Origin of the sequence: Christiangramia sp. OXR-203 (genome assembly GCF_034372165.1) — a bacterium.
Lineage (GTDB): Bacteria > Bacteroidota > Bacteroidia > Flavobacteriales > Flavobacteriaceae > Christiangramia.
In genome coordinates this window covers 2813463-2832630 of the sequence record NZ_CP139698.1, presented here as the reverse complement: position 1 = coordinate 2832630, position 19168 = coordinate 2813463, and the positions used below count along the sequence as shown (strand labels likewise).

The window sequence follows — 19168 nt, the reverse complement described above, 5'->3', positions numbered from 1 at the left end:
AGTAATGGCAGAATTTGAAACCATCGCGGTACGAACGCAATTGAAACGAACACAATTTCAGGAGCACTCCACACCTATGTACCTGACATCCAGCTATATCTTTGAAGATTCAGAAGATATGCGTGCAAGCTTTGCTGAAGAGAAGGAGCGAAATATTTACAGTCGCTATTCAAATCCTAATACTTCAGAATTTATTGACAAGGTAGTGCAGATGGAAGGAGCTGAAGATGGATTTGCTTTTGCGACAGGTATGGCTGCGGTGTTTTCTACTTTGGCAGCCTTGCTGGAAAGCGGTGATCATGTAGTTTCATCCCGCTCTGTATTTGGTTCAACTCATGGATTATTAACTAAATATTTTCCTAAATGGAACATTTCACATGATTATTTTGATGTGAATGCGCCGGAAGATATTGAAAGTTTGATCAAACCTGAAACAAAAATCCTGTTTGCTGAATCACCTACCAATCCTGGTGTTGACATTCTGGATCTGAAATTACTTGGAAATATTGCCAGAAAACATGATCTCATTTTGATCATCGATAATTGCTTTGCGACTCCGTATTTGCAGAATCCTATAAAATTTGGGTCAGACCTCGTAATACATTCGGCTACAAAATTGATGGATGGACAGGGTAGAGTCCTTGGCGGAGTTACTGTTGGTAGAGAAGATCTAATTCGGGAAATATATCTTTTTAGTAGAAATACGGGTCCGGCACTATCGCCATTTAATGCCTGGGTTTTATCGAAAAGCTTGGAAACACTTTCTATTAGACTAGAGAAGCATTGTGAAAATGCGCTTAAAGTTGCAGAGTTTCTTGAGTCTTTACCTCAGGCGGAAACTGTTAAATATCCGTTCTTAAAATCTCATCCACAATATGAAGTGGCAAGAAAACAAATGAAACTGGGAGGTAATGTAGTGGCATTCCAAATCAAAGGCGGACTGGAAGCAGGTAGAAGGTTTATCGACGGACTGCAAATGTGTTCAAGATCTGCAAATTTAGGAGATACCAGGACGATCGTGACTCATCCTGCTTCTACAACACATAGTAAATTAAGTGAAGTAGAGTTGGAAGCGGTAGGAATTTCAGAAAGCCTGGTCAGAATTTCGGTGGGTCTGGAACATGTGGAAGATATTATTAATGATCTTAAAAAGGCCTTGCAGGAATAGCAATAGAAGTTGGAAATTTTTTATTTTCGTTTCATGCTTTCCAAAAAGACCAAGTATGGCATCAAAGCGCTAACATACATAGCTCGAAAAGATGAAAAATTCCCTGTTCAGGCTTCTGAAATTTCAGAAAGTGAGAATATTTCTCAGAAGTTCCTGGAGAGTATCATGCTGGAACTCAGGAAATCTGGCTTTCTAGGATCTAAGAAGGGAAAAGGTGGAGGTTATTATTTAATAAAAAAACCTTCAGAAATTAAGATGACCGCAGTGATCAGGGTACTGGAAGGACCCATAGCCATGGTTCCATGTGTGAGCCTTAATTACTACGAAAAATGCGATGACTGTCCAGATGAGGACGCCTGTTCTGTTCATAAATTAATGATACAGGTTAGAGATGCATCGCTGAATGTACTTGGAGAGAATACGCTTGCAGACATTGCCTTAAAGCAATGACAAGGGTGTTAAAATAAAATTTTACAGAGAAATAAATTGGTGTTTAAATAAACGAAGTCTAGTTTTGCTTAAAACCCAGTAAACCGATAGGATTATAGTTTTTAAGGAAGAAAGTATGTTGATGTTACTGAATCAAACTAAAGAAAAAAGTACCTATAAAAAAGATAGGACTACAGAACGACCGCTTCGAAGTATTCTAAAAACTATTAGTTGGAGAATAGTTGGAACCCTGGATACGGTCATGATCGCATGGTTTCTTACTGGAAAAATAGAAACCGCTATCGCAATTGGATCTGTAGAACTGGTGACAAAAATGATCCTGTACTTTGGTCACGAACGGCTTTGGAATTTAATCCCCTATGGCAAAGATTAGCTTTAAATAGTAGCGAACCGGAAATTATACTAATGCGAAATAGTAACTGATTATTCGCAATTGACCAGAATTAAATCATAAAGACAGATGAGAAAGTTTAGCGATTCAGAAATAGAAAAACTTAACAGTCAGTTACGGGGTGTAGCACCTTCAGAAATAATTCAAAGGGTCTTGGCATCTAGTAATAATCCAGTAGTTACTACCAATTTCAGACCTTATGAAGCAGCAATCTTACATGCCTGTACTCAGGTAGAAAGTACTATGAAGATAATTTGGTGCGACACAGGTTACAATACCCTGCCTACCTATAAACATGCTCAATTTCTTATAGATCATTTAGATCTTAATGTAAAACTCTACACACCAAAAGAAACGGCTGCTTATAGAGACGCATTTTTTAGCGGTATTCCTGGTGTAGATTCTCCAGATCATGAGGAATTTACCAGGCAGGTAAAACTGGAACCTTTTCAAAGAGCAATGACTGAACAAAATCCTGATGTGTGGTTTACGAATCTCAGAAAAGGACAGACAAATTTTAGAGATAGCATCGATATTCTAAGTTATAGTAAGGACGGTCTTCTGAAGGTTAGTCCCTTTTACCACTGGTCAGACGAAAAATTAGATGGGTATTTAAGAGAGCATAAGCTACCGAATGAATTCAAGTATTTCGACCCTACAAAAGTATTAGATAACAGAGAGTGTGGTTTACACACCTAAAAGTTTAAAAATGAGTTCGATTTTAAATCAAAATACGTTAGAAAGCGAAGCTATTTACATCTTGCGGGAAGTTGTGGCTCAGTTCGAAAATCCCGTACTATTATTTTCGGGCGGTAAGGATTCTATCACTTTGGTACGCCTAGCGCAAAAGGCCTTCTATCCTGCCAGGATTCCTTTTCCATTAATGCACATAGATACCGGTCATAACTTTCCTGAAACTATCGAGTTCAGAGATCGATTAGTTGAAGAACTTGGACTGAAACTTATTGTAAGAAAAGTTCAGGTTGATATTGACAGCGGAGTTTCTATTGAAGAAAAAGGCAGGTATTCCAGCAGGAATTCATTGCAAACCAATACTCTTTTGAGTGCCATTGAAGAATATAAGTTCGATGCATGTATAGGTGGAGCAAGAAGGGATGAAGAAAAAGCTCGTGCTAAAGAGAGAATTTTTTCAGTAAGAAATGACTTTGGAGAATGGGATGAAAAGAACCAACGACCGGAGGTTTTTGATATGCTAAATGGTCGTATTGATATGGGCCAGAATGTTAGAGTATTTCCAATTTCTAACTGGACAGAGCTGGATGTATGGAGTTATATAGATGCTGAAAAGATTGAAATTCCTTCCATTTATTTCGCTCATGAGAGGGAGATTTTTGAAAGAGACGGGTTGATTTGGACAGCTTCAGAACACGTTTACAAAGACGATCATGAGATTACAGAAATGAAAACCGTTCGATTTAGAACTGTGGGAGATATAACCTGTACGGCTGCAGTGGAATCTGGAGCAGATACCGTAGAAAAGATTATCAAGGAAATAAGGGAGTCAGCTATTTCAGAAAGAGGTGCAAGAATCGATGATAAAAGATCTGAGGCCGCCATGGAAACAAGAAAGCAACAAGGTTATTTTTAAAATAAAGAAGAGAATGGAAGTATTAAAAATAGCAACAGCAGGAAGCGTTGATGATGGTAAAAGTACACTCATTGGCAGACTGCTTTACGATACCAAATCTTTAACTTCAGATAAATTGGAAGCCATTGATAGGGTAAGTAAGAAAAATGGTCTGGACTATTTGGATTTCTCACTAGCTACAGACGGTCTGGTAGCAGAAAGAGAGCAGGGGATTACAATAGATGTAGCTCATATCTACTTTTCAACACCAAAGAAAAGTTATATCATCGCCGATACTCCGGGGCATATTGAATATACACGGAATATGGTGACCGGTGCATCAACTTCGCAAGCTTCAATTATACTTATAGATGCCAGAAAGGGAGTTATCGAACAAACGTACCGGCACTTTTTTATAAATAATTTGTTGAGGGTCAAAGAAGTTATAGTCGCTATTAACAAAATGGATCTTGTCAATTACTCTGAAGATGTATTCAATAACATCATTACGGAATTTGATGAATTGAGAAGTAAAAGTGATTTCCAGGATCAGAAACTCACCTTTGTTCCGGTGAGCGCTTTATGGGGAGAGAATATTGCTGAAAAATCTACTGCAATGTCTTGGTATCAAGGGCAAACCATACTGGAACATCTCGAAGATCTCAAAGCTGAAGATTTTGCGGAAGAAAGTCAGGCCAGGTTTGCTGTTCAAACAGTGATAAGACCTAAAACCGAAGAATTTCATGATTATCGAGGATATGCTGGAAAAATTAGTGGTAATAGTTTGAGAGTAGGAGATGAAGTAACCGTATTGCCATCCTTGACGACCTCTAAAATCAAAGACATTCATTTTTTTGAAGAAACGTTTGATGAAGCTCCAGCAGGAAGTTCTGTAACTATTAGCCTGGCAGATGATATAAATGTCGCCAGAGGAGATATGCTGGTGAAAACCAAAGAGGTTCCTGAAGAAACAAAAGTTGTGGATGCCATGGTTTGCTGGATGGATAATCATCCTTTGGTTCCGGGCAAAAAATATGTTTTACAACATAATACCAACGGTGTTCTGGCTAAAATAGATAAAGTAGAAAGTCATATCGATTCGAATTTTGGAGCCGAAGAGAATGTAACTTCTTTGAGTCTAAATGATATTGGTAGCGTAAAGATCAAACTAAGTAAACCTATTTATGTCGACAGTTATAATACGAATCGAACAAATGGTCGATTTATTCTGGTAGATACTCAAACTAATACCACGGCCGGAGTAGGATTTATAAAATAATATCACCAAAAAATGAACCACTTCAATATCAACATTTTATCAAAAATGTGTATGTGCGATTCGCCTCATACTTAGAAGTCCATTTTATAAACTGAATTATAAAAAGTCCTTTTAAGTGTCATTCTTAAAAGGACTTTTTTCATTTAAATAATCAAGATCATGCAAAGTTTTAGAACCGAAATTGAAAATCCTGTAGTCGAGAAAGATATCCTGGATTTAGAAAAAAAGATCAGGCTTTTTCGCGAAGGAAAGGCTGATGAAGAGAAGTTTCGTAGCCTACGCCTGGCACGCGGAGTTTATGGACAGCGACAGTCAGGAGTTCAAATGGTTCGTATAAAACTGCCGTTTGGAAAGGTAACTTCAGAACAGTTACACCGGATCGCTAATGTTTCAGATGAGTATTCCAAAGGTCGGCTGCATATCACAACCAGGCAGGATATCCAAATTCATTACGTGAGCCTGGACAGGACTCCCGAGCTATGGGCGCAACTAGAAAGAGATGATATCACTCTTAGAGAAGCCTGTGGGAATACAGTAAGAAATATCACAGCTTCGCCAACAGCTGGGATAGATCCTAATGAGCCTTTCGATGTCTCACCTTATGCACACGCTGTCTTTCAATTTTTTCTTCGGAATCCAATCTGCCAGGAAATGGGTAGAAAATTTAAGATGTCCTTCTCTTCTTCAGATGAAGATACTGCGCTTAGTTATATACATGATCTTGGTTTTATCGCCAAACTGAAGGATGGAAAACGCGGATTCAAAGTAATGCTTGGTGGCGGTCTGGGATCACAACCCCGGCATGCAGATGAGTTATATGACTTTTTACCTGCGGAAGAAATCATACCTCTAATTGAAGGTGTACTCCGGGTTTTTGATCGACATGGGGAACGTGCTAAGCGTCTAAAAGCCAGGATGAAATTTCTTCTGAAGGATATAGGAAAAGAAGCGTTTATGAAACTGGTAGCCGAACAAAAGACGGCACTTTCGCAAGAACAACCTGAATTTGAGATTGAAAGATTCGAAGCAGCTCCAGCATTGCAGGAAGTTGAGTTTCCTTCCGTAGAAATCGAAGATGAGAAAGAATTTGAAAACTGGAAGCAAAAGAATGTTTTTGAGCAAAAGCAGGAAGGATTATTCGCTATTGGAATACGTGTGCCACTTGGTGATTTTTATACTCGTGGAGCGAGGCAGCTGGCAGACCTAATTAAAAAATACGCAGGTAACGAGTTAAGATTAACCTTAAGACAGGATATTTTGATTCGTCACGTTCGGCAGGATTTACTGACTTTCTTCTATACAGAACTGAAAAAACTGGGTTATGCAGAAGTTGGATACAATAAGACTGTAGACATTACGGCTTGTCCTGGCACCGATACCTGTAATCTTGGTATTGCCAGCAGTACCGGTATTGCCGATGTGCTGGAAGATGTTCTCAAAGAAGAATATCCGCAATTCACTAATGGAAAGGATATCACCATAAAAATTAGTGGTTGTATGAACGCCTGTGGACAGCATAATATGGCTGAAATTGGATTCCAGGGAATGTCTATAAAAGTCGGGAAAACGGTCGCACCGGCCCTTCAGGTGTTACTAGGTGGTGGAACCCTCGGGAATGGTAAAGGTAGATTTGCAGATAAACTTGTCAAAGTTCCCAGTAAACGTGGTCCTGAAGCATTAAGGACTATACTGAATGATTTTGAGGCAAATTCAGAAGCGAAGGAACAATTTATAGAGTATTACGATCGTAAAGAAAAAACCTATTTCTATGATTTGCTGAAAGATCTGGCAGATACTTCAAATATTTCCGAGAATGAGTTCGTGGATTGGGGACATGAAACCCCATATATTAAGGCAGTAGGAGTAGGGGAATGTGCCGGGGTGGTCATTGACCTGATTGCAACATTATTGTTTGAAAGTGAAGAGAAGATCGATAATGCCAAATCTGCGTTGGAACGAAAGGACTGGGCAGACAGTATTTATCACGCGTACACTTCGATTGTAAATTCAGCGAAAGCCTTGCTGCTGGCTGAAGATGTAAAAACGAATACCCAGGCCGGGATCATTGCGCAATTCGATGAACTATTCGTTGAAACCGGGAAGATCGATCTGGCGACCACTTTTAAAGAATTTACATACCAGTTAAACCAGCATGAACCCAGCGAAGACTTTGCCAGAAAGTATTTAGAGGATGCGCAGTTATTTCTGAATAGAGTAGATGCTTATAGGACGAAGGAGGTACAGAATGTTTAATTCAGCAAAACTAACGGTAGTAGGCGCAGGTCCGGGTGATCCGGAATTGATCACAGTGAAGGCTTTAAATACTTTAAAGTCGGCTAACGTAATTCTGTATGATGCACTTATTAATAGAGACTTATTGGAATATGCTCCCCAGGCGAGACATATTTTCGTGGGAAAACGAAAGGATAAACATCGATTTTCTCAGGATGAGATCAATGAACTAATTGTGAAATATGCTGCAGAAAAAGGTCATGTGGTAAGACTTAAAGGAGGAGATCCATTCATCTTCGGAAGAGGGTCTGAGGAGATCATCTATGCTCGAAAGCATGGACTGGAAACTGCGGTTGTTTCAGGAATAACCTCTTCCATTGCGGTACCGGCAAATGTTGGAATTCCGCTGACGCAAAGAGGCACTTCTGAAAGTTTCTGGGTGATCACGGGAACCACTTCTCAGAAGAATTTATCTAATGACGTGCAATTGGCAGCACAATCTACAGCAACCGTAGTAATCCTGATGGGAATGGGAAAATTGAAGGAGATAGTGGAGATCTTCAGTGGTTTTGGAAAGCAAGATGTGCCCGTAGGAATTATTCAGAATGGTACTACTGCTAATGAAAATTCAGGTTTTGGAACTATAAAAACTATTGAAAAGATAGTTTCAGAAAAAAATCTGGGAGCGCCTGCGATTATAGTGATTGGTGAGGTCGTGAAGGAAGCGAATGCTTTACAAACAGTTTTTCAGAACGTGAAAAGTCTTCCGAAACAACAGGGATATGTAAACATTGGAGCTGCTTAAAGAGTAAGCCCGTCATCCTGAACTTGATTCAGGATCTATAGAGAAGCTGTATCGAGTTCAGCTTGACAAAATAAAAGTTTTGTCACATTGAGCACAGTCGAAATGTGAATTATTAAACAAAAAAATGGAAGAGAGAAACGAATTATATCCGGTTTTTTTAAAAGTGAATCAACTTAATATTTTGGTAGTTGGTGGTGGAAATGTAGGTCACGAAAAGCTTCATTTTCTATTTAAATCCAGTCCTAATGCGCAGGTCGAAGTGGTAGCAAAATGGTTCCTGAAAGAAACAGAAGAGCTTGCCAGAAAACACGGAGCTAAATTGACTAAGGGAAGGTATAAACGAAAATATCTCAAGAAGCGGCATTTTGTGATCGCTGCAACAAACGATGCAAAGCTTAATAAAAGGGTGTATAAAGATGCAAAAAAGAGATTTTTACTGGCGAATATCGCAGATACACCAGAATTATGTGATTTCTATATGGGCGGGATCGTTAACAAAGGGCATGTGAAAATCGCCATTTCCACTAATGGAAAATCACCAACGACCGCAAAGCGTTTGCGACAGTTTTTTGAAGAAGTGATTCCCGAAAATGTTAGCGAAATGGTGGAGAATTTGAATGAATATCGAAAATCCATCAAAGGTGATTTTGAAGCCAAAGTGGAACAAATGAATAGCATTACTGAGTCTTTAATATATGAAAAGGAGAAAAATGATTGAAACAGATATCCTGATCATTGGAGCAGGACCCACAGGATTGTTTACGGTATTCGAAGCGGGACTTCTAAAACTAAAAACGCATCTTATTGATGCCTTGCCTCAACCTGGCGGACAGTGTTCTGAGATCTATCCCAAAAAACCTATTTACGATATTCCGGCGTTTCCAGAGATCCTTGCTGGTGATCTTGTTAAGAATTTAATGGAGCAAATAAAACCTTTTGAGCCTGGTTTTACACTTGGGGAGCGAGCAGAAACTTTAGAAAAACTGGATGACGGAACATTTATAGTTACTACTAATAAAGGCACTCAGCATCATGCACCCGTTGTAGCGATTGCTGGCGGACTTGGTTCTTTTGAGCCACGGAAACCTCCAATTTCTAATATCGCAGATTTTGAAGATAAGGGAGTATCTTATTTTATTAAGGATCCTGAAGTGTATCGTAATAAAAGTGTGGTGATCGCTGGTGGCGGGGATTCTGCTTTAGACTGGGCGATTTATTTGGCCGATGTTGCTGCTGAAGTTGCTTTAGTACACAGAAGAGAAGAATTCCGTGGAGCTTTAGATTCCGTAGAAAGAGTTTCAGAATTGGCTAAACTTGGAAAAATTGAAATGATCACCAATGCAGAAGTTGTTGGTCTGCAAGGGGGCGATCGGCTGGAGAAAGTGGTTATTAGGCATAAAGATAAAGCGCGTGGTGAAGAATTCAGGGAAGTGGATGAATTCATCCCGTTATTCGGTCTTTCTCCCAAGCTAGGGCCAATTGGCAGCTGGGGACTGGAGATCGAGAAGAATGCGATCAAAGTAGATAATTCTTATGATTACCAGACGAATATTCCCGGTTTATGCGATAGGCGATGTGAATACTTATAAAGGTAAACTAAAGCTAATATTGTCTGGTTTTCATGAAGCTGCCATTATGTGCCAGAGTGCTTATGCGCGAATCAATCCAGATAAGAAGTATGTGCTGAAATACACTACCGTGGGCGGGGTGGAAGGTTTCGACGGAACTAAGAAAGAAGCAAAACGAGAAGTCGTTAAAAGTATTAGTGTTTAGAAGATCTTGGTAACTAAGGTTACTCTTCAGATGTATGAGAATTCCTATATTTATTGAAAATTTGAAAAAATGAAGATCAGCTTAAAGAGAATCAACGAGAATTACCTGTTCGAGACTGTAAATGAGCGCGGGAATATAGTATTGCTGGATAACAAATCTGATGAGGAGCCAAAAGGGGCGAGTCCCATGGATCTTCTGCTTAGGGGAATTGCGGGTTGTAGCAGTATAGATATTGTGATGATCTTGAGAAAGCAAAATCACGAGCTGGAAGATCTTCAGGTTGAGGTGGATGGTTATCGTGAAGATGGCGCTATTCCTAATGTTTTCAAAAAGATCCATCTTGATTTTATTCTGAAGGGTGACGTTCCGGCATCAAAAGTGGCGAGAGCGGTGAAACTATCGATGGATAAATATTGTTCAGTTTCGAAAATGCTGGAAAAAGCTGCGGAGATCTCATATAGTGTGAGCCTTAATTCGGAAAAAGTTCTATAGTGAATTCGTTCGAAACGAGAATTGTAAAAACCTGGGATCCCTCATGGAAAGTCCGAATTCCGCTAGCTGTATTTTTGCTGGGTAGCGGTGTGATCGCGTATGTCTGGGAACCGGAAAATCCATGGCTGCTAAATTCCGCATATGCGGTTTATGTTATCTGCATGTTCATTGCATTAGGGCAAACTTTTCTAAAACCAAGGATTTTAGGCCTATTAAGGATCACTCGCGATGAGATCATTATTGAAAAGGAGAATGAATCAAAAATATATAAGATCACAGAATTACAGGATCTTGGTTTTGACTATGTAGGATATGCCAGTTTCTGGAAACACACGATCTACGGAAATAAGAACCATTTATATTTTACCCATAGATCTGGAGAAAAGAGAGATCTTGAAATTACCCTTTCCAATAAGGAGATGAAAGAAGAATTTAGATCATTTCTGAAGGAATTAGGTGAAGATAATTTACTAAATGTGCAGCAAAGAGGAAATTTCTCATTTTAATAATCAGATTAATTTTTTGCCAAAAGCCTTGGTTTTTAGAGGCTGAACCCTATATTTGTCTCGTAAGTTCATTGTTTACTAACAATCGTTATCAAGAAAGGTTGAGGGATTAGACCCTGTGAAACCTTAGCAACCCTCCTTAGGAGAAGGTGCTACATTCTACTGAGTTCAGTCTCGGATAGATAACAATCAGAATTCTTTCCAGTCTTCTTTTTTTGATATCGTATTATTTGAATAATCATGTCGAAAATAGAAGAGTTACTCTCTCAAAAAATATTAATACTAGACGGTGCCATGGGTACCATGCTTCAGGAATATAAATTTTCTGAAGAAGATTTCCGCGGAAAACGTTTTGCCGACTGGCCCATTTCATTGAAAGGAAATAATGATCTGCTATCCCTTACCCAACCTGAAGCTATTGCCACCATCCATCGTAAATACTTTGATGCCGGCGCCGATATTGTAGAAACCAATACTTTCTCAGGAACCACCATTGCGATGGCCGATTATCAAATGGAAGAGTTCGTTTACGAGCTTAATTTTGAGTCGGCCAGAATTGCTAAAGCGGTGGCGGAACAGGTCACTGCGGAGGACCCATCCAAACCAAGATTCGTAGCTGGAGCGATGGGGCCGACGAACAAAACGGCTAGTATGAGTCCGGATGTGAACGATCCCGGATACCGCGCTATTTCTTTTGATGAACTTCGGAAAGCTTACAAACAGCAGGCGCAAGCGCTTGTTGAAGGTGGAGCAGATGTTCTTCTTGTAGAAACTGTTTTTGATACATTAAATGCGAAAGCAGCACTTTTTGCGATCGAAGAATTAAAAGAAGAACTGAATCTTGATATTCCCATCATGGTAAGCGGAACGATTACCGATGCCTCCGGAAGAACCCTATCCGGACAGACGGCAGAAGCTTTTCTTATTTCAGTAGCTCATATTCCGTTGTTAAGTGTCGGTTTTAACTGCGCATTGGGTGCAAAACAATTAACTCCTCATCTGGAAGTTTTAAACCGCTATGCGAATTCGGGAGTTTCGGCCTATCCTAATGCCGGCTTACCGAATGCCTTTGGGGAGTACGATCAGGATGCGCAGGAGATGGCAGCTCAAATTGAAGAATATCTTGATAAAGGCCTGGTAAATATTCTCGGTGGTTGCTGCGGAACCACACCAAAACATATTAAGGCAATTGCCGAAATCGCTTCTAATTACAAACCTAGAGTCTTACCACAGCTCGAAACAGAAAGTATCTAGAATGTCACAAATAAGACCCTTAAAACTTTCCGGATTGGAACCGCTGGTGATCACACCGGATAGTAATTTTATAAATGTAGGAGAAAGAACCAATGTTGCCGGATCTAAAAAATTCCTGCGTCTCATTAAAGAAGAGAAGTTTGATGAAGCACTGGAAGTTGCCCGGGAACAGGTAGAAAATGGTGCACAGATCATCGATGTGAACATGGACGATGGCCTTATTGAAGGGAAAGAAGCCATGATAAAGTTCCTCAATCTCGTGGTTGCTGAACCCGATATTTCCCGTGTTCCTATTATGATCGATAGTTCCAAATGGGAGATCATTGAGGCCGGACTTCAGGTAGTTCAGGGGAAATGCGTGGTGAATTCCATCAGTTTAAAGGAAGGTGAAGAAGAATTCATCACTCATGCCAAAAAAATAAAACGCTACGGCGCCGCCGTGATCGTGATGGCTTTTGATGAAAAAGGGCAGGCAGATAATTATGAACGTCGCATTGAAATTGCCAAACGCTCCTATGAAATTCTCGTCAATCAGGTAAAATTTCCTCCCGAAGACATCATTTTTGATCTCAATATCTTTCCCGTGGGAACAGGAATGGATGAACACAAAAGAAACGCGATCGACTTTATTGAAGGTACACGATGGGTCAAAGAGAATTTGCCGCACTGTAGTGTGAGCGGTGGTGTGAGCAATGTTTCCTTTTCCTTCCGTGGCAATAATCCGGTACGGGAGGCGATGCATTCGGTTTTTTTATATCATGCGATCAAAGCTGGGATGAATATTGGGATCGTGAATCCTTCGATGTTGGAGGTATATGACGAAATTCCGAAAGAGCTGCTGGAACATGTGGAAGATGTGATCCTCGATCGTCGCGAGGATGCTACAGAGCGTTTGCTGGACCTGGCTGAAAATGTAGTGGGGCGAGAAAAAGAGAATAAAATAGACCTTTCCTGGCGCGAGAAACCATTACAGGATAGAATTACACATGCCCTGGTAAAAGGAATTGATGCCTATATTCTTGAAGATATTGAACAGGCGCGAATTGAAGCTGAAAAACCTTTAGATGTTATCGAAGGTCACTTGATGAACGGAATGAATGTAGTGGGAGATCTCTTCGGAAGTGGTAAAATGTTTCTGCCGCAGGTAGTAAAATCTGCCCGCGTAATGAAAAAAGCCGTAGCGCATTTATTACCTTATATCGAAGCCGATAAATCGAATAAAAGACAGTCGGCTGGAAAAGTTTTGATGGCCACCGTAAAAGGTGATGTACATGATATTGGTAAAAATATCGTGGCTGTGGTGTTGGGATGCAATAATTACGAGATCATCGATCTTGGAGTGATGGTGCCACCAGAGAAGATCATTGAAACAGCCAAAAGAGAGAATGTAGATGTGATTGGTCTTAGCGGACTCATTACTCCGTCCCTGGATGAAATGGTGTTTCTGGCGAAGGAAATGGAACGTCAGGGCTTTTCTGTCCCTTTATTGGTAGGTGGTGCAACAACGTCTAAAGCTCATACCGCAGTTAAAATAGATCCACAATATAAGAATGCCGTTGCACATGTTAACGACGCTTCCCGTGCGGTGACGGTTGTTGGACAGTTGCTAAAGGAGAGTACGAAAGAAAAATACAAGCGCGACCTTAAAACCGACTATGATACTTTCCGCCTTAATTTCAAGAAACGAAGTAAGGTCAAATCATTTCTAAGTATTGAAGAAGCTCGCAAAAATAAATTTCATATTGACTGGAAGAATACTGAGATCAAAAAACCGAATAAGCTCGGTACACAGGTGATAGAAGACTTTGATCTTTCTAAATTACTCGATTATATCGACTGGTCTCCATTTTTCAGAAGCTGGGATCTGCATGGCCGCTATCCAGATATTCTGAAAGATGAAAAAGTTGGAGAGCAAGCCAAGAGTTTATTTGAAGATGCCCAGGTTTTACTGCAACGAATTCTGAAGGAAAAACTGCTGAAGGCTAAAGCTACTTTTGGATTATTTGAAGCGAATTCTGTTGAAGACGATGATATTGAAGTAAAATTTTATCAAGATTCAGAACAGAAAACTGCCATTTTCAGAACATTACGTCAGCAATTGAAAAAACATGGAGATCAGCCGAATTATGCGTTATCAGATTTTATAGCTCCAAAAGAAAATGGCGTTCAGGATTATATAGGTTGTTTTTGTGTGACTACAGGTTTTGGAACGCAGGAATTAGCTCAGGAATTCGAAAAGAATCTGGACGATTACAATTCGATCATGATCAAAGCTCTGGCAGATAGGTTAGCCGAAGCTTTTGCTGAATATTTACATAAAGAAGTCCGGCTGAACTATTGGGGTTATGATTCTGAAGAAAACCTGAGCAACGAAGCCTTGATCAAAGAAGAATATAAAGGTATCCGGCCTGCGCCTGGTTATCCTGCTTGCCCGGATCATCTGGAAAAACTAACGATCTGGGAAATTCTTAAAGTAAAGGAGAACATCGGCGTGGAACTTACCGAAAGCCTGGCGATGTGGCCTGCGGCAAGTGTAAGTGGTTATTATTTTGCCAATCCTGAAGCTAAATATTTTGGTCTCGGAAAAATTAAAGAAGACCAGGTTCGGGATTATGCTGAAAGAAAAGGAATTGATTATCTCAAAGCCGAAAAATGGTTAAATCCAAATATAGCGGACTAGTACTGAGTATTTAGACCAATAGGAAATTAGAGAAGTCAGAAAAGATATCAGTGAAGCTGGACTAATCAAATCCGTGAATCATCGATTTCAGCTTCTTTGAATATCCTGAAACAGGTTCAGATATTAAAAAATTGTGAAGTGAGAAACATGCGTTAGGGATTGCAGCGGCATCCTTTTAGTAAGAAGCTGAGCTTTTGAAGCATCGTGCTAAAGGATAAAGTGAAAAGCCCGGCCCGAAGGGCAACGCACAAATTGAAATTATTACCAATAACATGAAGATTACCGAACATCTGGAGAAAACCGCGGGAGAAACAGTATTTTCTTTTGAGATCCTGCCGCCTTTAAAGGGATTTAATATTAATTCTATTTACGAAAATATCGATCCTTTGATGGAGTTTAATCCGCCATTTATAGACGTAACTTACCATCGTGAAGAATATGTGTATTCTGAGCGTGAAAACGGACTCCTGGAAAAAAAGATCGTTAGGAAACGTCCTGGAACGGTTGGGATCTGTGCTGCGATACAAAGTAAATATGGAGTGGATGCGGTGCCTCATATTCTTTGCGGAGGTTTTTCAAAGGAAGACACCGAGAATTTCCTGATCGATCTGGATTTTCTGGGGATCAAGAACGTGGTGGCACTTCGGGGAGATGCAGTAAAAAGCGAAACTTATTTTAAGCCGGAAGCAAACGGACACCAATTTGCTAGTGAACTGGTGGAACAGATCAGGGATATGAACGAAGGTAAGTATCTGGATGAAGTCATCGAAAAAGGGCATAACACAGATTTTTGTATTGGCGTTGCTGGTTATCCGGAAAAACATATGGAGGCTCCAAGTATAGATTCTGATGTTCGGCGCTTAAGACAAAAAGTAGATGCCGGTGCAGAATATGTGGTGACCCAGATGTTTTTTAATAACCAGTGTTATTTCGAGTTCGTTGAAAAGTGCCGCGATCAGGGGATTAACGTGCCTATTATTCCGGGATTGAAGCCTTTAGCGACTAAAAAACAATTGAATTTACTGCCGCATAGATTTCACGTGGATCTTCCAGAAGCCCTGATTCACGAAGTGGAAAAATGTGAAAATAATCAAGAGGTACGGCAGGTTGGTGTGGAATGGTGCATCCAGCAAAGTAAGGAATTGATCAAAGGTGGAGCGCCTGTTTTACACTATTATTCCATGGGGAAAAGTACCAATATCAGGCAAATTGCTGAAGCGGTTTTCTAAGTTCAAACTCTAACGGAATAATATTCGTAAATATGTTAGATTTGTTTCCGTATGAAAAGAATTCTCCCCGCTCTCCTCATGTTTTTCAGCTTGTTCATACAGGCTCAGGAAGAAAAACCTGAAAAATATTATTCCTTCGATGCCAGTTATTTTTATGGAAGTATCCTCGAACATAACCCGGATATTGCACATTTGATCGATGAGCACCAGGAAGGTTTTTTACTGAGCGTGAACCGGAAAACCTACGGACTCGAAAAATGGGAAAGCAGGTATAATTATCCTGATTTTGGATATTCTTTTATCTATCAGAATATGAAAAATCAGTATCTCGGTGAGAATTATTCTGTTTACGGTCATTTTAGCTTCTATTTCCTACAGCGATTGTTGATGTTTCGAATAGGACAGGGGATTGCATATACTACAGATCCTTACGATCCTGATACCAATTATCAGAATAATGCCTACGGAACCCGCTTTTTGAGTTCTACCTATTTAATGGGAAATATTCACAAGGAAAAGATCGTGGGCGGATTGGGACTGAATGCCGGAGTGACCATTATACATTATTCCAATGCAGATATGGGTTCTCCAAATCATAGTACAAATACCTTCACTTTTAATGTAGGAGTAAATTACCTGCTGGACCATAAGGAGCATCCTGAATATATTCCAAGAGGTGAGGAAGAAAAATATACCGAACCTTTTCATTATAATTTCGCTGTTCGAAGTGGTGTGAACACTTCAGGAGTGATAGGTTCTCCGAGATTGCCATTTTTGACGGTTTCAGCGTATGCAGATAAAGTTCTGAATCATAGAAGTACGCTGCATGGAGGAGCAGAGCTTTTCTTTTCAAGATCCCTGGAAGAATTTATCAGGTATCAGTCGATTGCATTTCCACAGAAAGGAACTTCAGGCGATGAGAATGCTAAGCGAGTGGGATTATTTTTGGGTCACAAACTCACTTTTAATAAAATGTCCCTGATCACGCATCTAGGTTATTATGCATACTATCCCTATGATGATTATGTGGACAGAGTTTATAACCGAATGGGTTTGCAACGTGATTTTTCTAAAGACTGGTGGGCTTCGGTCACAGTTAGATCCCATGGAGCAAATGCTGAAGCAGTTGAATTTTCAATAGGTTACAGATTATGAAAAAACTGATATTTTTATTCTTCGGAATAGTTCTCTGGAGTTGTGATTCTGAAGATGCCAATGATTGTTTTCAGAAAGCTGGCGCGATCACTTCCGAAGAAATAGTGCTTGAAAGCTTTGACGAGATCTTGGTGTATGATAAGATCAAATTGTTTATCGAACAGGGAGAATCGCAAAAAGTTATTGTTGAAACCGGTGAAAATCTTCGAAATGAGGTCTCGGCTAAAGTGATCAACGGTCAGTTGGTTTTAAGAAACGAGAACGATTGCAATTTTGTGCGTGATTTTAATAACACCAAAGTTTACGTCACTGTTCCCGATCTCACTTACTTGAGACATGCAGGAAATTTGATGATAGAAAGTGTAGGAACTTTGCGCCTGAATGAGCTTTGGCTGGTTTCAGAAAATCAGGATAAAGACATTGAGGTATATACCAATGGTGATTTTAAACTGGATCTTAAAGTGAAGAATTTCCGGATCACCAGCGATAATTATTCGCATTTCTTTCTTTCTGGAAGCGTGGAAAATTTTGACGGCTTCTTTGCAGCAGGAGATTCCAGGCTGGAAGCAAGAGATCTTGTCGTGCAGCATTACGACCTTCTACATCGCGGAACGAATAAATTGATCATTAATCCGCAACAATTTTTAAAAGCCGATCTTTTTAGTTACGGGGATATCATTTCGGTAAACAGGCCGGCAAATGTTGATGTGACCGAACACTTCGAAGGCAGATTGATTTTTGAATAGTTCGATGATTTTTCAGATTTGGGCGTTTCCCTTCGGGCCGGGCTTTCCGCTTTATCTTTCAACACAAGGCTTCGATAAACTCAGCCTTGCGTTAAAAGGATGCCGCTGCAATCCCTAACGCAAACATCTACATTGCAGTTTAGAGTTACAACTGTAGCTTTTATGGAACCTGTGCTTGATTAATGTTATTTTTTTGGAGAGTTCAGCAACTAGAGTTTCCAGATATATATTGTAGAGATCTTTAAAAATATGGGCGTTTCCCTTCGGGCCGGGCTTTCCGCTTTATCTTTCAACACAATGCTTCGACGTGCTCAGCCTCGTGTTAAAAGGATGCCGCTGCAATCCCTAACGCAAAATCGTCCAAAACAGGATGGAGTTAGAACTGGTGTCCTTTAACATTGAACTTGTTATTTGATTGATGTTATTTTTGGGTAAGTTCAGCGAACAGGGTTTCCAGGTTCTTCGTCTTTTGATTTAGCTGTAGTGTTTTGAGTCCGTTATCATGGGCGAAATCAAAAACAGCTGGACGCATGTCTTTATTGGAATCAAAAATCAGCTCATAGGTAAAGCCGCCGGTATTTTTTGCAGAGATCATTCCAGGAATCTTTTGAAGCGCAACTTCTTCAATTCTATAATCGAATTCGACAAAAATCACCTGTTCTTTTTCATTTCTAAGATCTTTTAGATACTTATCAGCAACTATCTTTCCATTACTTATAATGATGACCCGGTCACAGATCGCTTCTACCTCACGCATAATATGTGTGGAAAGAAATACGGTTGTTCCCCGCTTTCCATCCTTGCCATCTTTTCCAATAGAACTAATTAAAGATCTTATTTCAACTAGCTGATTTGGATCAAGACCTGTAGTAGGTTCATCCAGGATCAATACCTCAGGATCATGCAAAAGCGCAGCCGCAAGACCAACACGTTGCCGGTATCCTTTCGATAGCTGTTCTATTTTTTTGTTTGCTTCAGGAGAAAGCCCGGTAAGTTTAATGACTTCTTCGATCCTGTCTTTAGAAGCTGAAAATATTGATGCATGGAACTGCAGGTACTCCCGAACATACATTTCAGTATATAAAGGATTATGCTCTGGCAGATACCCAATACTTCGCTGAAGATCTGCCAGCTGAGTATCCAGCGCGAAATCATTGATCCTGGCCTCGCCGGAATCTGCAGAAAGGTAGCCGGTAAGGATCTTCATTAAAGTTGATTTTCCTGCACCATTAGGTCCAAGGAATCCAACGATCTCACCGCGGCCAATTTCGAAGCTTATATTTTCCAGCGCCTGCTGATCTCCGAAGCTTTTTGATATGTTATTTACTTGTATAGACATAGATGGTGATCAAAATTAGGAATAATTCTTCAGAGAACTGACTGATTATCTTTCAATGTTAGCAGTCAATTTTGTGGTATT

The 19168-nt window shown here is 40.0% G+C and carries 17 protein-coding genes, 1 pseudogene and 1 riboswitch; of the genes and pseudogenes, 17 read left to right on the top strand and 1 reads right to left on the bottom strand.

The window, feature by feature from the left end:
* Window positions 1-4: 4 nt before the first annotated feature.
* The 17 genes and pseudogenes from T8I65_RS13055 (at window position 5) to T8I65_RS12975 (ending at window position 17748) form a co-directional block, all read left to right on the top strand.
* Window positions 5-1168 (top strand): trans-sulfuration enzyme family protein, encoded by a 1164-nt coding sequence (locus T8I65_RS13055; protein WP_322301016.1) that lies wholly within the window; start codon window positions 5-7, stop codon window positions 1166-1168.
* 33 nt (window positions 1169-1201) lie between these two features.
* A complete protein-coding gene (locus T8I65_RS13050) occupies window positions 1202-1618 on the top strand; it encodes an RrF2 family transcriptional regulator (RefSeq protein WP_141878594.1) in 417 nt (138 codons plus the stop codon).
* A gap of 115 nt (window positions 1619-1733) precedes the next feature.
* Entirely contained in the window at window positions 1734-1991 is a 258-nt protein-coding gene (locus T8I65_RS13045; RefSeq protein ID WP_322301015.1) for a DUF2061 domain-containing protein, read from the top strand.
* Between the two features lie 87 nt (window positions 1992-2078).
* Window positions 2079-2708, top strand: a complete 630-nt coding sequence (locus T8I65_RS13040) for a phosphoadenosine phosphosulfate reductase family protein (RefSeq protein WP_322301014.1) — start codon at window positions 2079-2081, stop codon at window positions 2706-2708.
* A 10-nt stretch (window positions 2709-2718) separates the two neighbouring features.
* Window positions 2719-3618 carry a sulfate adenylyltransferase subunit CysD gene (cysD, locus tag T8I65_RS13035; RefSeq protein ID WP_322301013.1) on the top strand — a complete coding sequence of 300 codons (900 nt, stop codon included), beginning with the start codon at window positions 2719-2721 and terminating at the stop codon, window positions 3616-3618.
* Window positions 3619-3631: 13 nt separating this feature from the next.
* Window positions 3632-4876 carry a sulfate adenylyltransferase subunit 1 gene (locus T8I65_RS13030; RefSeq protein ID WP_322301012.1) on the top strand — a complete coding sequence of 415 codons (1245 nt, stop codon included), beginning with the start codon at window positions 3632-3634 and terminating at the stop codon, window positions 4874-4876.
* Window positions 4877-5035: 159 nt separating this feature from the next.
* Window positions 5036-7129 carry a HEPN domain-containing protein gene (locus T8I65_RS13025; RefSeq protein ID WP_322301011.1) on the top strand — a complete coding sequence of 698 codons (2094 nt, stop codon included), beginning with the start codon at window positions 5036-5038 and terminating at the stop codon, window positions 7127-7129.
* Entirely contained in the window at window positions 7122-7913 is a 792-nt protein-coding gene (cobA, locus tag T8I65_RS13020) for a uroporphyrinogen-III C-methyltransferase (protein WP_322301010.1), read from the top strand. Before T8I65_RS13025 ends, cobA begins: the two co-directional genes overlap by 8 nt.
* A gap of 124 nt (window positions 7914-8037) precedes the next feature.
* Complete coding sequence (locus T8I65_RS13015) at window positions 8038-8631, top strand: bifunctional precorrin-2 dehydrogenase/sirohydrochlorin ferrochelatase (RefSeq protein WP_322301009.1); 594 nt, start codon at window positions 8038-8040, stop codon at window positions 8629-8631.
* Window positions 8624-9686, top strand: a pseudogene (locus tag T8I65_RS13010) (NAD(P)/FAD-dependent oxidoreductase). Before T8I65_RS13015 ends, T8I65_RS13010 begins: the two are co-directional and overlap by 8 nt.
* Window positions 9687-9755: 69 nt before the next feature.
* A complete protein-coding gene (locus T8I65_RS13005; protein ID WP_322301008.1) occupies window positions 9756-10178 on the top strand; it encodes an OsmC family protein in 423 nt (140 codons plus the stop codon).
* Window positions 10178-10684 carry a hypothetical protein gene (locus T8I65_RS13000; RefSeq protein WP_322301007.1) on the top strand — a complete coding sequence of 169 codons (507 nt, stop codon included), beginning with the start codon at window positions 10178-10180 and terminating at the stop codon, window positions 10682-10684. The genes T8I65_RS13005 and T8I65_RS13000 overlap by 1 nt, the downstream gene beginning before the upstream one ends.
* 85 nt (window positions 10685-10769) lie before the next feature.
* Window positions 10770-10873, top strand: a riboswitch (SAM riboswitch).
* 51 nt (window positions 10874-10924) lie between these two features.
* Window positions 10925-11938, top strand: a complete 1014-nt coding sequence (locus tag T8I65_RS12995; RefSeq protein WP_322301006.1) for a homocysteine S-methyltransferase family protein — start codon at window positions 10925-10927, stop codon at window positions 11936-11938.
* A 1-nt stretch (window position 11939) separates the two neighbouring features.
* Complete coding sequence (gene metH, locus T8I65_RS12990) at window positions 11940-14618, top strand: methionine synthase (protein ID WP_322301005.1); 2679 nt, start codon at window positions 11940-11942, stop codon at window positions 14616-14618.
* Between the two features lie 272 nt (window positions 14619-14890).
* On the top strand, window positions 14891-15847 hold the full coding sequence (gene metF / locus T8I65_RS12985) for a methylenetetrahydrofolate reductase [NAD(P)H] (RefSeq protein WP_322301004.1): 957 nt from the start codon (window positions 14891-14893) through the stop codon (window positions 15845-15847).
* Between the two features lie 51 nt (window positions 15848-15898).
* On the top strand, window positions 15899-17002 hold the full coding sequence (locus tag T8I65_RS12980; protein WP_322301003.1) for an acyloxyacyl hydrolase: 1104 nt from the start codon (window positions 15899-15901) through the stop codon (window positions 17000-17002).
* On the top strand, window positions 16999-17748 hold the full coding sequence (locus T8I65_RS12975; RefSeq protein WP_322301002.1) for a head GIN domain-containing protein: 750 nt from the start codon (window positions 16999-17001) through the stop codon (window positions 17746-17748). The genes T8I65_RS12980 and T8I65_RS12975 overlap by 4 nt, the downstream gene beginning before the upstream one ends.
* Window positions 17749-18169: 421 nt before the next feature.
* Here T8I65_RS12975 and gldA read toward each other — a convergent pair whose 3' ends face one another.
* Window positions 18170-19087 (bottom strand): gliding motility-associated ABC transporter ATP-binding subunit GldA, encoded by a 918-nt coding sequence (gldA, locus tag T8I65_RS12970; protein ID WP_322301001.1) that lies wholly within the window; start codon window positions 19085-19087, stop codon window positions 18170-18172.
* Between the last annotated feature and the right edge of the window lie 81 nt (window positions 19088-19168).